This is a genomic window from Planctomycetota bacterium (assembly GCA_016872555.1).
In the GTDB taxonomy this organism is placed as follows: Bacteria; Planctomycetota; Planctomycetia; order Pirellulales; family UBA1268; genus F1-20-MAGs016.
On record VGZO01000012.1, the window covers coordinates 85,411 to 100,655 of the forward strand.

A 15,245-nucleotide genomic window follows, 5' to 3' on the forward strand; every position below is an offset into this window, starting at 1 on the left:
TCCCGTCTGCCAACCGCGGGACGCTCCCCCGGACCTCTTGGCGGTCACACCCTTGGCCGGTTTCCCGCGCGTGCCGGACCGGGCGAGGGTATCACAAAACGGCTCCCCGGCGACGCCTCCGACCCGTGGCTCGTGGACGGCAGGCGGAGGCTTGAGCCGGTGCCGGCAGCGTGTATCGTGACGGATCCAACCACCGTTCCGCCCGTAGGAGATCCTGCGAATGCTCCGCCGCCCAATCCAGTTCCCGTCCGCCGCGGCTGTCCGCGGGATCGACTTCCGTCCCCGGTGCGCCCCGGCCCTCGCGGTCGTCGCGGCCCTGGTGTGCGGAGGCGTCGCCCCGGCCCAGCAGCAGCCGACCGCGCAGATGCTCATCGGCAAGGCGGTCTCCGACGACGACAGCTCCGACGAGGTCAACAACGCCATCGGTCGGTTCATGGCCAGCGACATCGATGGCTGCAAGGCGATCCTCGAGCGCGTCAGGTCGAACAATCCCAAGCTGCCGCCGTCGGGGGTGATGATGGCGATGCTGTGGATGAACGTGAATCGGCTCGCCGAAGCGCGCGGCGAGCTCGAGGACACGACGAACAAGTTTCCCGCCGATCCCGAGCCCTACCTGATGCTCGGTGACCTGGCCTTCCAGGACCGGCGGATCACCGAGTCGAGCCTGCTGTTCAACAAGGCCACCGAGCTGACCAAGGCGTTCATGGAGAATCCCAAGCGGAAGCGCGACTTCGAGATCCGCAGCAATGCCGGGCTCGCCGCGGTGGCGGAGGCCCGACGCCAGTGGGAGACGGCCCGCAAGCACATCGATGCCTGGATGGCCCTCGATCCAGACAATGCCAGCGCCCGGCAGCGGCTCGGGATCGTCCTCTTCCAGCTCGGCGAGACCGACAAGGCCCTGGAACAGTTCCGGGAGTCGAAGAAGCTCGACCCGAAGTCGCTGCAGCCCGAGCTGTGGATGGCCCGCCTCTACAGCGACGCCAAGAAGCGCGACGTCGCCCGCAAGCAGATCGAGGCGGCGGTCAAGGCCGCCCCCAAGGACATCACCGTCCTCCTCGGGGCGGCGGAATGGTTCCTCGGCCAGAACGACCTCGAAGCGGCGAAGACCAACGCCGATGCGGCGCTGGCGCTCGACGAGAAGAACCTCGGCGCCAAGCTGGTGCGTGGCACCGTGGCCCGGATCGCTCGTGATTACCGCGGCGCCGAGGAGTATTTCAACGACGCCCACACACAATCACCGGGGAATTTCGCCGCCGCGAATTCGCTGTCGCTGGTGCTCGTCGAGTCGGAGGACCGCGACGCCCGGCAGCGCGCCGTCGAACTCGCCGAGGGCAACGTGAAGATGACCCGCGACAACGCCGCGATCGGTCCCGCGGCGCTGACGACCCTGGCCTGGGTCTACTACCGTGTCGGCCGTCGCGAGGAGGCGGAGCGGATCTTCGCCCAGGTGATGCAGAGCAACCAGATGCCGACCGACGGCGGCTACTACCTGGCCCGCGTCCTGGCCGACAAGGGAGACAAGGACAAGGCCCGGCAGATCCTCGAGCAGATGCTCGCCAGCGAGCCGTTTTTCGCGACCCGTGCCGAGGCGGTCGACCTCCTCGACAAGATCCAGGCGGCGCCGAAGTGACCCGGCCGATGGTCTTGGCGGGCGCGGTCAGGGCTCGCCGGCGTGAGCAGAGGTTCCGGATCGGCGACGGGGCTGGGGACGCCTCCCCTCGGCGACGGAGGAGCCGGTGACGGCCGGGATGCCGCGCCGGTGGTACCGCCGCGTGCTGGGGGCGTCGGCGGACGTGTGGGCTGGGACCGTGACAGTGGCGTGCGCAAGCCCCTCCGCGCCCTGATCCGGTCGCTGCGGAGGGGGATTCCCGGATAGGCCTCGATCGGAACTTCGAGGCTCGGCAGACCGATCCGGCTCCCGTCGCCGAAATAGGTGAACATCTCGATCGCCGCAGCCTGGTGGCCGAGGGCGGCGACGACGACTGCGACCGCCAGCGCGGCGGTTTCGCGGGGCTTCACGGGCATCACTCGGTTTCCACGACGGTCCTGAACGGGGGCCTCCGCCGAAACCCCTCCCGAAGATGTTCGGATGCTCGCTGCCTCCGGCTGCCGCGGAGCGTCGCCGTCTCGCACCACCGGCACGACCGCTACCACAGGGCATGCCGACGGAGGCGGGTAGTCTTGCGGCATGGAAACGACGGCGTTGCTCGGAGTGGCGGCAGGCCTGCTGGTTTTGGGTGCGGCGCTCGTCGGGGCGTGGCGGGCCCGGGGCTCGACCGCCGTGCCGGCGTGTTGGTGGGCGGTGGCCGCGGGAGTGGCGCTGGCGATCGAGCGTTTCAACGCGCCCGGGGCCGATCCCGGAGCAGCGGCCTGCCGACGGCTCGCCCTGGTCGCCCTCGGCGTCTGCCCGGCGCTCTCCCTGCTCGGTGCGAAGCGGCCGCAGCACGGGGTCTGGCAGGCGATCGTCGCGACCGCCGCGATCGTCATCGCGTTGCCGGCGGCGACCGCCGCGCTCGTCCGCCCGGGGACCGTGCCCGACGTCTCCGTCGTGCTCAGGGTGCTCGTGGCCGGGATGATCCTCGTCGGTTGGCTCAACCATGCCGCCACGCGGCGCGGCATGGCCGCGACGGCGATCGCGGGCGGTCAACTCCTCCTGGCGCTGCCGTGTCTGGTCGGTTTCGATGACCGCGGCGCGAGCGGGCAGCGCGACACGGCCGCGGCCCTCGTGATCGGGGTGGCGGCGATGGCCGCGGCGGTCTGGCCTGCCCGCCGTGGCCTGAAACCGGTCGATGCTGCCTGGTCGGCATTTCGCGAGACGTTCGGCGCGGCTTGGGCGCTGCGGGTGGCGGAGCGCGTCGATGCGGTCGGCCGCGAGCGGGGGTGGTCGCGGCGCCTCGGCTGGCAGGGCTGGGAGATGGCCGACGGCGGGGAAACGTCCGACGATGGCGACTCACGGCGCCTGTTCATGGCGATTGTGCGCCGCTTCGTCAGCGCCGGCTGGCTTTCACGCCATGGGCTCCCGCCCCGCGGCCGGTGGTGATCCCCGTCGGCGGAGGCGCGGCCGACGGCCATTCTCCGCCGGGTCGTTCGCCCGCCGGGTCGGGGGGCGGTAAACTCTGCCGGCGGTCGCGTGGGGGAGCGGCGACCGGGAATCGTCCCGGGTCGGCCGGTCACCGGTCGTGACCTCCTTTTCCAACGTTGTGGAGCGAGTATGTCCGAAGAGCCGCGCGTCGTCCCCCAGGCCCGTCCTGTCGGTGAGCCGATGCAGGTGCCCGTCGACGAGTCGCACATCGTCGCCACCTATGCCAACTTCTGCCGCGTCACCGGGACGCCGGAGGAACTGATCGTCGACTTCGGCCTCAACAAGCAGGTTGCCGGCACGTCGCCCGAGACGATCCAGCTGACGCAGAGAATCATCGTCAACTTCTTCACCGCCAAGCGTCTGGCCTACGCGCTCGGCATGGCTGTCCAACGGTACGAGCAGGCGTTCGGCATGCTCGAGACCGACGTCCAGAAGCGGGTCGTCCACCAGCAGGTGACGAAGGCCTGACGCGCGAACCGGTCGGCGTGGGCCCCTCGATCGTCGGGGGCCTGTGAGCGGTGTCACGGCTTCCGGCAGGCCGTCGGCGGCGCGGGCCTCGCGGTACCGCGCCGGCCGACGGCCTGCGCCGGGGCCGCACATTTCGCAGTGACCGCCGTACCATTGGGATATCCTGGGAACCGTTCGTCGTCCTCCGGCGCCGCCCGTAGCAGGGGGTAGCTTCCACCCCGGGCGGGTGGAATCCGGCCGGCGGTCCTTGCGGAGGGTGGTGGATCGCATGAGTACCGTAGACCGACACGTCGTCGAGGAGTCGCGGCAGCAGATCCGGGCGATCATCGGCGAAATCGACCAGCTCGGGCGGACCGACATCGCCGAGGCCGATTTCTTCCGGGGTGTCCTCGACCGGGTGGTCGAGGCGATGGGGGCCGTCGGCGGGCTGGTGTGGCTCGTCGGCGACGAAGGGCGCTGCGAACCGATCTGCCACGCGGGGATTCCCGCCACCGGCTTGGCCCAGTCGAACGAGGCCCAGGAGTCGCACGGCCGGCTCGTCCAGTCGCTGCTGACCGCACCGCACGGGATGCTCGTTCCGGCCCGGGCCAGCCTCGCGGGCCCCGACGGCAAGGCGATCGCCGACAACCCGACCGACCTGCTGGTGATCGCGGCCCCGCTCGACAAGAGCGGTGCGCGCGCGGGGCTGGTCGAGGTCTTCCACCACCACAACCAGCCGGAGGTCGAGCAGGGCTACCTGGTGTTCGTCGATCAGGTGGCGGGCGTGGCCAGCGGCTATCTCGTCCGCCGCCAGGTCAAGGCCCTCGACAGCCAGCAGGCGGCGCTGGTGCAGGTCGACCGGTTCAGCCGGCAGGTTCACGAGTCGCTCGATCCGGTCGCCACCGCCTTCATCCTCGCCAACGAGGCGAGGCGGATCATCGGCTGCGATCGGGTCAGCGTGTTGGTGCGGCGTGGCCGCCGCCTCCGGCTCGAGGCGGTCAGCGGCCAGGAATCGGTCGAGCGTCGCGCGACCGCGGTCCAGGCGATCGAGGCCCTGGCGCGGGTCGTCGCCCGGGCGCGGGAAGCGCTCTGGCATCCCGATCCGGCGCGTGAGCTGCCGCCACAGATCGAGGAGGCGCTCGAGCAGTCGATCGATGAATCGCACGCCACGAGCCTGGCGATCATCCCGCTGGTCCGGCCGCGCAAGACCCCGGTCGTCAAGCCCGGCGGAGTCGACGCCGTTGCCGTCGCCAAGGCCGAGACCGTGCCCCCGGCCGACGTCGGCGCCGAGCCGATCGGCGTCCTCGTCGCCGAGTGGTTCACTTCGAGCACGTTCGACGGCGGACGCAAGGCGCGGGTCGAGGTGTGCGCCGAGCATGGCAGCATCGCGCTGGCCAACGCGCTGGACCACACCGGGCTGCCGCTGTTTCCGGTCGTCGATCTCCTCGGCCGGTCGCGCGTGCTGACCACCGCCCGCAACCTGCCGCGGACGGTGCTCGCCGGCCTCGCCGCCCTGGCGGCGGTGGCCGCGTTGGTGTTCATCCCGGCCGAACTGCGGCTCGAGGGGAAGGGCACGCTCGAGCCGGTCCGCAAGCGCGACGTCTTCGCCGGGGTCGACGGCGTGGTCAAGGAGATCGCGCCGGGGATCGTCCACGGCGCCGAGGTCCGCCAGGGGCAGCTCCTCGTCACGCTGCGCAACACCGATCTCGAAGTCGCCCTCACCGACGTCCTCGGGCGGAAGGCGTCGAGCGAGGAGCAGCTGGTCTCGACGCGCCGGGCACTGCTCGAGGACAGGCGGATCTCGGCCGACGAGCGGACGCGGATGGCCGGGCGCGCCGCGCAGCTCCAGCGCGAGATCGAGAGCCTCGACGCCCAGCGAAAGCTCTACGAAGGCAAAAAGCGGGAGCTCGACGTCGCCAGCCCGATCGACGGCCAGGTCGTGACGTGGCAGGTCGCCGACCGGCTGCTTCTGCGCCCCGTCGAGAAGGGGCAGGTGCTGCTCACCGTCGCCGACAAGCAGGGGCCGTGGGAGCTCGAGCTCCACCTCCCCGACGACCGGCTCGGCCATGTCAACGCCGCCGCGGCCGCGGTGAAGCAGGCCGGGCGCGAGTTGGAGGTCGACTACATCATCGCCACCGACCCCGGCACCCGGCACCGGGGCACCGTCAAGGAGATCCACGAGCAGGCGGAGGTCCGTGGAGAGAGCGGCAACGTCGCCCTGGTGCGCGTGACGATCGACCCGGCGGACCACGACCGCGAGGAGCTCGGTGCCGGGGCGACGGTGACGGCGCGGATCGCCTGCGGCCGGCGCTCGCTGGGGTACGTCTGGTTCCACGACGTCCTCGCGTTCATCCAGTCGCAAGTCTTGTTTCGGCTTTTCTGACCCCGTCTGTGCCCCGGTGAATCAGTGGTTCGCGTGCGTGTCATCCCCGTGCCGCCGTCGTCCCGGCGAGCAGCCCCCGACGCCGGAGTGAGCTCCCCCATGGCCCGACCTCCCGTCCGCCGATCGGCCGCACGGATCGCTCCACTGGCGGTGGTCGCGTTGGCGCTCGCACCCGCGTTGCCAGGGGCGGCGAACGCCGCGGATCCGCCGGCGCCGCGTCCTCGGTCGGTCGAGACGGAGTCGCCGGCGAACGAACCGATCCTCTCCAACTGCCTGGTCTCGCTCGTCGAGGAGGCCAAGGTGCCTGCCCGCGAGGCCGGTGTCCTCGTCGACCTGGTGATCCGCGAGGGGGACACGGTCGCCCGCGGTGCGGTGATCGCCCGGATCGACGACAGCCAGCCCCAATCCGACCGCCGCAAGGCCCGCGCCGAGTACGAGCAGGCGCTGGCCAAGGCTGAGAACGACGTCGACATCCGCTACGCGGTCGCCGCCAAGGACGTTGCCGAAGCGGAATTGGAGAAGGCGATCAACGCCAACCGCACGTCGCCGGGGGCGATCACGGAGATCGACATCGATCGCCTCCGACTCAACCAGCAGAAGAGCGAGCTATCGATCGAGCAAGCCCGCCTCGAGCAGCGGATCGCCGGCCTGACCGCGACCGCCAAGCAGGTCGAGGTCGAGGCCGCCGGTGACGCCATCGCCCGTCGGTTGATCACCGCGCCGCTCGACGGCGTCGTCGTCGAGGTGTTTCCGCACCGTGGCGAGTGGATGCAGCCAGGTGATCCCCTCGCCAGGGTCGTCCGCGCCGACACGCTCCGTGTCGAGGGCTACGTCAATTCGGCGCGGCACGATCCCGCGGCGGTCCGCGACCGGCCCGTGACGGTGGAAATCACGCTCGCCGATCAGCGCGTCGAAACGTTCCCCGGGCGGATCGTGTTCACCAGCCCGATCGTCGAGTCGGGGGGGGAGTACCGGGTGTGGGCCGAAGTCACCAATCGGCTCGCGCCCGATGCCGGTACGTGGCTGATGCGCCCCGGTCAGACGGCGCGGATGACGATCCATTCCAACCAGCCGCCGCTGCCGCCGGTGCGCCGCGAGGTCGTCGCCCCGGTCGACGACGCCGCGCCCGCGGCGCGCTGACGACCGGAGGCGTCCGATGTCGACCGCCGCCGCCGCCTTCCGATCGAGCACGACCCGCGCCATCGGCCTGCGGCGCCGTGGTGATCTGGTCGCCAACCGTCAGATCCACCAGGGGCAGGCCTGGTGGGTGGTGAAGGATCCGATCTCGCTGGCCTATTACCGTTTCCGCCCCGAGGAGTACGCGCTGCTCGACATGCTCGACGGCCGGGTCAGCCTCGAGACGCTCCAGGCGCGCTTCGAGGAGCGGTTCCCGCCGCGGCGGATCGGGCTCGACGAGCTGTCGCGGTTCATCGCCACCCTCCACCGGTCCGGGCTCGTGATCGGCGACCGCTCCGGCCAGGGGCCGCAGCTCTTCGAGCGCCGCCGGCAGCGGCTCTGGGGGCAGTGGAAGGCGTGGCTGGCGAACATCATGGCGATGCGGTTCCGGGGCATCGACCCCGACCGCCTCCTCGCCCGCCTCGATCCGCTGTTCGGCTGGCTGTTCGAGCCGCCGGCGGTCGCCGCGATGCTGGTGCTGGTCGCCTCGGCGGTCGGCGTGGTGCTGGTGAACTTCGACGAGTTCCGCAGCCGGCTGCCGGCGTTCAACCAGTTTTTCGCCTCGGGCAACTGGATCTACCTCGCGGCCGCGCTGGCGGTGACGAAGGTGATCCACGAGTTCGGCCACGGGCTGTCGTGCAAGCACTACGGCGGTGAGTGCCACGAGATGGGGGTGATGCTCCTGGTCTTCACGCCCTGCCTGTACTGCGACGTCTCCGACAGCTGGATGCTGCCGAGCAAGTGGAAGCGGGCGGCGATCGGCGCCGCCGGGATGTACGTCGAGCTGATCATCGCCTCGATCGCCACGTACCTGTGGTGGAATTCCCACGCCGGCACGTTCAACCAGTTGTGCCTCGACGTGATGTTCGTCTCCAGCGTGTCGACGATCCTGTTCAACGCCAACCCGTTGATGCGCTACGACGGCTACTACATCCTTTCCGACATCCTCGAGATCCCCAACCTCCGCCAGAAGGCGACGTCGATCCTCGGCCGGTTCGCCAGCCGGTGGTGCCTGGGGATCGAGCAGCCCGAGGATCCGTTCCTCCCGACGCGCAACCGTTGGGCGTTCGCCGCCTACGCCGTGGCCAGCAGCCTGTATGGCTGGCTGGTGACGGCGTCGATCTTCCTGTTCGTGTGGAACGTCTTCAAACCGTACCGCCTCGAGATCATCGGGCAGGTGCTCGCCGCCGGCGCGCTGTGGGGTTTGGTGGTCCGCCCGGTGCATGGGATGATCAAATTCCTCAACGTGCCCGGGAGGCGCGACGAAGTGAAATCCCGCAATCTCCTTGCCACCGCCGCCGCCGCCACCGCGATCGTCGCGGCGTTGGGGCTGGTGCCCTTGCCGCACCGCGTCTGGTGCCCGGTCGAACTGCGGCCGCGTGGCGAGGAGACGGTGTATGTCGCGGTCGCGGGCCGGCTGGAGAGCGTCGCCGTCCGCCCCGGCGACCGCGTGAGCCGTGGGCAGGAGGTGGCGCGGCTGGCGAACGTCGATCTCGACCTGGCGATCGCCGATCTCGAGGGGCGTGCGGCCCAGCAACGCACCAGGCTCGAGAGCCTGCGCCGCGAGCGGTTCGAGGATCCGGCCGCGGGCCTCGAGGTCGGGACTGCCGAGGAGACGCTCGCCAGCCTCGAGGAGCAGCTCGAGGAGAAGCAGCGCGACCGCCGCGATCTGATCCTCGTCGCCCCGCGCGACGGCGTCGTCCTGCCGGCGCCGGTGGTGGCGGCCCCGCCGCAGGATGCCGACCGGCTGCCGTCCTGGAGCGGGCACGTCCTCGACGAGGCGAATCTCGGTGCCATGCTGGCGGAGGGCACGGTGGTGTGCCACGTCGGCGAGGCCGGCATCCTCGAGGCGGCGCTCGTCGTCGACCAGTCGGAGATCGAGTTCATCGCCCGCGGGCAGCCGGTGGAGATGAAGCTCGATGCCTTTCCGTGGCGCACGCTCGGCGGCACCGTCGAGGAGGTGGCGGTCATGCAACTCTCCGCGGGTGCGGAGCGCCTCAGCGTGAAGGCGGGTGGCCAGGTGCCGACGCAGACGGACGCCGCCGGCCGCGAGCAGCCGATCTCCACCAGCTACGAGGCGATGGTCCACCTCGACGACGGCGACGGCCTGCTGACGCCCGGGATGCGTGGCACGGCACGGATCCGCGTCGGTGGCCGCACCGTGGCGCAGTGGCTGTTGCGCCTGGTCTGGCAGACGTTCAACTTCCGGATGTGACCGACGAAGCACCGTTCGGGGCGCGGTGACGCATGGCCGATCCGGACGGAATCCTCGGACGGATCACGATCTACCCGGTGAAGAGCCTCGACGGCATCAACGTCGACGAGGCGCTGGTGCAGGACGGCGGCAGCCTCGCCGGGGATCGGCGCTGGCGGCTGGTCGATCTTGACGGGCGCGTCGTCAATGCCAAGCGCACCCCCCGGCTCCATGGCGTCCGGGCCGCGTTCGATCTCGACGCGCGCCGGGTCCGGCTGGAAGTCGACGAGGCTGCCGACCTGCCGCCGCGTTGCCGGGCGACCGCCGCGGAGTTTCCGCTCGTCCCCGGAGAGGCCGGGCCCTGTGCCTGGTTGAGCGCCGTCCTCGCCATGCCGGTGCTCCTCGAGGAGCGCGTGGAGGGGGGATTTCCCGACGATCGCGACGCCCCCGGGGCGACGGTCGCCGCCGCAGCCACGCTCGACGCGGTGGCGGGGTGGTTCCGCCTACCCCACACCGAGGTGCGGCGCCGGTTCCGCGTCAATCTCGAGGTCGTCGGCCCGGCGCCGTTTTGGGAAGACGCGCTGGCCTGCCCGGCGGCGGCCGACGCGTCCGGCACGCTCGCCGACCGGCCCCCGGCGGAACCGCGGCGGTTCGCCGTCGGAGGCCAGACCTGGCTGGCGACGGGCGTCTGCCGTCGCTGCCCCGTGCCGACCCGCGACAGCGCCAGCGGCCGCGACGACGCCTTGTTCCGCGCCGTCTTCGAATCGCGCCGGCGGGTGAGCCTTCGCGGCGACGTCGATGCCGCCTCGTGGGGGCACCTCTACCGCCTCGCCATCAACACCCGCGGGCTGTCCGGTCCAGGGCCGATTCGTCGAGGTGATGCGGTCTGCGTCCTGCCGTGACGCTCCTGGGCATCACTGCGGGGGCACCGGGACGAACAGCGCGGGATCGTAGATCGGCTGCGGCGGGATATAGGTGATGTCGTCCCAGGTGAACTGGCCGGGGACCTCGAAGATCCGTGCGTTGTTGTTGATCGCACTGAGGTTCGTGCTGTCGCTGGCCTTGATGTAGATCTCGCCGAAGCTCGGATCGTAGACGACGATGTCGGGATCGGCGGCCGTGATCACGCCCCAGGCGGCGCCGGTGTTCGTGAGCCGGATCGCGCCGCCGCTGGTCGTCGTGTCGCTGCCGGCGACGAGCCGGTTGCCGACGAGGTTGGCGTTCACGATCGCCCCCACCTGGTCGGCGACCGAGAGGCTGATGCCGTCGCCACCGCTGACGGTGCCGATGCGGTTGTCGGTGAGCGTGATGTCGAGCGTCTCGGCACCGTTGGCGAAGCCGTTGACCCCGATCGTCTCGCCGATAAACTCCGAGTTGGCCACCTGGACCACCGAATTGCCGGTGGCGCTGACACCGGCGTTGCCATTGGTCTCGAACGTCGTCTGGAAGACCGCCAGCTGCCCGCCCTCGACCGTGATCCCGGCCGCCGAGGAGTTGCTGATGCTGGAGTTGGTGACGTAGACGCGGCCGTCGTTGTACAGGTCCTTGATGGAGATTCCCGAGTTGGTGTTCCCGTCGAACGTCGAGTTCGTGACGTTGACCTTCGGGTCGCCGCCGGCACTGGTGATCACTGCCAGACCGTCGTTGGTCATGTTGGTGACGGAGAGGTTGGAGAAGTTGAACTGGGCGTTGCCGCCGGCGAGATCCTGGATGAGGATGCCGCGCTGGTTGGGGCCGCTGCCGATGAGCCGGACGTCGTTGACGATCGTGTAGCTCCCGGCCGGCAGCCCGGCGCCATCGGAGATCCCGATCGCGCTGCCGGTAACCTCGAGGTGGTCGACCACCGACCCGGCGGCGAGCGTGATCGCCGTGCCGGCACCGTTGGCGAGGACCGGATACTCCGCTTCGGGTGTATCACCCCACAGCGGCACCAGTCCGCAGGTCGTCGTCGGCACGCGCATCGCCGTGCCCTGGCCGACGAGGAATTGATTGGCAGCCGCGAACGTGTAGCCGCCGGTGTACGGGGTGACCGCGCTGACGCCCTGGTGGACGAAGACGATGTCATACGGGAGCGTCGCCACCGCCTGGGCACCGGCGAGCGACGAGACCGGTGCTTCGGCGGTGCCCGTGCCGCCGGCGGCGACCGAATTGTCGACGTGGATCACGCGCCACGGGCTGCCGGTGAGCGGATTGATCGCCTGGCGGGCCGGCTGGTAAGCGCGGACGATGTGCTCGTTGCGCATCATCGGCTGCTCCATCTGGTCGGCCACCGTGCGGCGCCGCGATCCGCCCATCCGGTAGGTGAGGCGGGCGAAGCCGGTCCAGTCGAAGTAGCTGTCGTTGTTGGCCTGGAGGGAGAAGTCCCAGTTTTCGAGGAACGTCATGTCGAGCCGGGTGTAGACGCCGCCGAAGTAGGGGACGACGTCCTGGCCCCCAGGCACGTTGTAGCGGGCGTTGCCGAAGGTGTAGCCGCCGACGCTCACCATGCCCGCCCAGTCAGACAATCCCGGGACGTAGGCGCCGACCTCGAGGTCGGCGCCGGCGAGGGCGGCGGTGATCCCCAGGTCGCACAGCAGCGAGCTGCCGACGTACGGGCCACTCACCGACGCGGTGCTGCCGACGGGGATGTAGCCGTTGCTGCGCAGATTGCCCCAGTCGGTGAGGAACTCGCCCGACACACCGACCTGGTTGTAGGACTGTCCGCCATTGGCGACGTAGGTTCCGGTGGAGTCGGTGATGATGCTGTCGGCGTACATGTTCTCGTCGCCGTCGTAGTCCCAGTAGACGCCGACACCCGCCAGTGCCCCGCCCCAGAACTGTTTGCGGACGAAGCCGACGTTGGAGAAGAAGCCGCCGTAATTGGACAGATGGCTGCGGAGATCGGCCGCCCAGAATCCGCCGAGGTCATCCTCGGCATACGGGATGAACGCCCCGAGGGTCATGTAGCTGCCCTGGTAGCCGAGACCACGGTCGGCGGCATTGAGGCCGTAGTAGAACCAGCCGGGTCCGTTGGCGTTGAGGTTGCCGAATCCCGCCGCCGCCCGGTTGACGACACCGCCGGCGGGGGCCATCGCCACCTGGCCGGTCTGGGCGCTGGCCCGTTCGGCGCCGCCGCCGCCGACGAGCGCGAGGAGGAGGGCCGCAACGGCGCGCCGCCGCCGGCGGCGACGCTGCCGCTCCCGAGCCCCGGGGTTCTCCTGCCGCTCGAGGTCGACCGCGCTGGCCGGACCGAAATCTGCGGTGCTCATGGCGCCTTGTTCCCGACGGTGGCCGGTTGTCCGGGCGGCAATGTCCCCGGTGAAGGTGCAACCGGCATGATCGTCAGGTGTGATCGACTCCCCGCCATGCGCACCATGAGCATTTCCGGGACAAAGCCCGGAACCGGTCGATTCCCCCCGGACTGCCCTCTCCGCGCGGAAGCCGCGTCGTTCCTCTCCTGCGCCGGATCCGGCCGAAGTGAACCGGGGAGCCGTGGCGTGCGTATCCGGTGCTGGCGTCGTTTCGACCCCCGCGGTACGCTCAATGCGGAAAAATGGGGCGTTTGCGCTGATCATCCGGGGAGAGGGGGAGGATTCCATGCGTGCGAATCGGCAGCGTCGGCACCCGCGGCGGCAGACCGGATTGGAATCCCTCGAGCAGCGTGTCGTGATGGACGTTTCGGCCGGCTGGGCCGATCCAGTCGCGGATGCCGGCCCCGGCGATGACTTCGGCAGCCAGGCCGCCGTCTTCGCCCGGCCGACGACGTCGTTTGCCGCTTCGGCGGATTTCTCTTTCACCCAGACAGCGGCGCCCCCCGCGGCGCCTCCGGGACTGAGCATGAGGGTCGCCGCCACGGTGATCCGCGGTTCGGCCGCCGCCTTCGAACTCACGCTGCCGGCGCCAGCCGGTGCCGGCGGCGCGAGCGTGTCCTACCGCACGGCGGACATCGGTGCGAAGGCGGGAATCGACTACCGGGCGATGAGCGGACGGATCACGTTCGCCCCCGGCGAGCGTTTCAAGCAGGTCGCCGTGCCGACGATCGCCGGCCTGCCTGCGGGAAGCAAGCCGCTGACGTTCGCCCTCGTTCTTTCACAGCCCGTCAATGTCAAGCTGAACTCCGCCCAGGCCGTGACGACGGTCGTCACGCGTGCGCAGCAATTCAACCCCGTGTTCGGTTTCGGTTTGGTCAATGCGGCCGCTGCCGTCGCCCAGGCGTCGGGCCGGATCGAGCCGTTCGTCCAGACGCCCGATCTCGGTGGCAACGCCTGGGGACAGGATCTCGTCAAGGCTCCCGAAGCGTGGGCCCGCGGCTACACCGGCCGCGGCGTGACCGTCGCAGTGATCGACAGCGGTGTCGATTACACGCATCCCGATCTGGCGAGCAATATCTGGGTGAATGCCCGCGAGGTGCCCGGCGACGGCATCGACAACGACCGTAACGGCTACGTCGACGATATCCGGGGATGGAATTTCAACGGCAACGGCGGCCGCGGCAGCAACGACCCGCAGGATGACAACGGTCACGGAACCCACGTGGCCGGCACGATCGCCGCCCTCCGCAACGGTATCGGTGTCACGGGCGTCGCCCCTGACGCCAAGATCATGCCGCTGAAGGTTCGGAATCCGTCGTTTCCCACGTTCGACGACTACCACAATTCCGTCGCCCAGGCGATCCGCTACGCCGTCGACAACGGCGCCCGCGTGATCAACATGAGCATCCGCACGCTGCCGGAGATCGGGCCCACCCTGTCGTTCGGCTCACGGCCCGTGGCCGCGATCCAGGATGCCCTTGCCTACGCCGCCTCGCGCAACGTCATCGCCGTCGCCGCGGCGGGCAATTCCCAGGAGTCGGCGAGCTTCTCCGGCTATCCCGAAATCGCCGCGTCGCCGCTCTACCCGGCCGCGTATTCGACGATGTACGGCCTGTCGGTCGGCGCGGTGGACTACCAGGGGATGATCGCTTCGTTCTCCAACTACGCCAGCCCGTCCTCGCGGCAGCACCAAGTGATGGCGCCCGGAGTCGATGTCTACTCGACCCTCCCGGGTGGTTACGGCTTCCTCAGCGGGACGTCGATGGCTTCGCCCCACGTCGCCGGCGTCGTGGCGTTGATGGTCGGCGCCAATCCGCGGATCACGTCCAACCAGGTGCGTTCGATCGTCCCCAACACCTCGCAGCGGCTGCTCGGCACGATCATCACGGCTCGGCCCACGAAGGCCGCGTCGCTGCCGCTGCTGGCCGCTGCCGTGGGTCTTGACCAGCCGATCTGGGTCGTGCCCGGCAGCGCCGCCCGGGGAAGTGACCGGGTCCGCGTGTTGGCGACGGCTCCGGCAGGGGCCCCGGCGCCAGCCGCCGCCGCCCTCCCGGCGTCGGCCTTCGCCGCGCTGGGGGCCGACGAGCCTGGTGCCGCCCGTCGGTCGCGGGGTGCGACAGCGGTGGACCCGGAGGCTCCTGCGATCGCCGGTGGAGTCGCGGTCCATGTCGGGGTCGGGCTGCCCGGCTGAGCCGGCCCGTGGCCTGCGAGCCCGCCGACCGCTTCGCCGCGGACAGTGGCCGGGGTGCGTGGCGTGCCGGCAAGACTCAGGAGCCGGTCTCGTCGAGCCTGACACCGGCCAGCGGGGCAGCCGCCATCGTGATCCCGCGCGGGGGAGTCGCGAACGACGCCGGGCGATCATCGCCGCCCTCCCCTTCGACACGGAACCGGCTGACGGCGTTGGTGAGCCCCTCGACCGCGTGCACCATGTGCCGGGCCGCTTCCTCGAAGTCGCGCAGCGTCTCGGTCGTCGAGCGCGTGCCGTCACTGAGCGTCAGCAGGGCCTCGGTGATCTGCTGCGCCCCGGTGGCCTGGGCATGCATTCCCTGATTGACGTATTCGAAGCGTGTCGAGAGCCCGTGGACCTTGTCGATCACTTCGACGAATTGACCACTGATCGCCGACACCCGGCCGACACCCGTCTTCACGTCGGTCGCGAACCGATCCATCTCC

Annotated in this window: 9 protein-coding genes; 8 read left to right on the forward strand and 1 reads right to left on the reverse strand. The window is 70.2% G+C overall.

The features are described from left to right. The first annotated feature begins 220 nt into the window (after positions 1 to 220). The 7 genes from FJ309_06225 (at position 221) to FJ309_06255 (ending at position 10,184) form a co-directional block, all read left to right on the forward strand. Positions 221 to 1,630 (forward strand): tetratricopeptide repeat protein, encoded by a 1,410-nt coding sequence (locus FJ309_06225; GenBank protein MBM3954197.1) that lies wholly within the window; start codon positions 221 to 223, stop codon positions 1,628 to 1,630. A gap of 558 nt (positions 1,631 to 2,188) precedes the next feature. Further along, entirely contained in the window at positions 2,189 to 3,040 is an 852-nt protein-coding gene (locus tag FJ309_06230; protein ID MBM3954198.1) for a hypothetical protein, read from the forward strand. 171 nt (positions 3,041 to 3,211) lie between these two features. Then, complete coding sequence (locus FJ309_06235; protein ID MBM3954199.1) at positions 3,212 to 3,550, forward strand: DUF3467 domain-containing protein; 339 nt, start codon at positions 3,212 to 3,214, stop codon at positions 3,548 to 3,550. Positions 3,551 to 3,818: 268 nt separating this feature from the next. Then, positions 3,819 to 5,912, forward strand: a complete 2,094-nt coding sequence (locus FJ309_06240) for an HlyD family efflux transporter periplasmic adaptor subunit (GenBank protein ID MBM3954200.1) — start codon at positions 3,819 to 3,821, stop codon at positions 5,910 to 5,912. Positions 5,913 to 6,011: 99 nt separating this feature from the next. Beyond that, positions 6,012 to 7,052, forward strand: a complete 1,041-nt coding sequence (locus FJ309_06245) for an HlyD family efflux transporter periplasmic adaptor subunit (GenBank protein MBM3954201.1) — start codon at positions 6,012 to 6,014, stop codon at positions 7,050 to 7,052. 16 nt (positions 7,053 to 7,068) lie between these two features. Next, the gene (locus tag FJ309_06250) at positions 7,069 to 9,303 is read left to right on the forward strand and encodes a hemolysin D (protein MBM3954202.1); all 2,235 of its coding nucleotides are present in this window, start codon (positions 7,069 to 7,071) and stop codon (positions 9,301 to 9,303) included. 32 nt (positions 9,304 to 9,335) lie between these two features. Next, positions 9,336 to 10,184 (forward strand): hypothetical protein, encoded by an 849-nt coding sequence (locus tag FJ309_06255; protein ID MBM3954203.1) that lies wholly within the window; start codon positions 9,336 to 9,338, stop codon positions 10,182 to 10,184. Positions 10,185 to 10,196: 12 nt separating this feature from the next. Here the strand turns inward: FJ309_06255 and FJ309_06260 are convergent, their stop codons facing one another. Next, entirely contained in the window at positions 10,197 to 12,530 is a 2,334-nt protein-coding gene (locus FJ309_06260; GenBank protein ID MBM3954204.1) for a hypothetical protein, read from the reverse strand. A 274-nt stretch (positions 12,531 to 12,804) separates the two neighbouring features. Here FJ309_06260 and FJ309_06265 point away from each other — a divergent pair, with 274 nt between their 5' ends. Next, positions 12,805 to 14,763 (forward strand): hypothetical protein, encoded by a 1,959-nt coding sequence (locus FJ309_06265; protein MBM3954205.1) that lies wholly within the window; start codon positions 12,805 to 12,807, stop codon positions 14,761 to 14,763. Positions 14,764 to 15,245 lie beyond the last annotated feature (482 nt).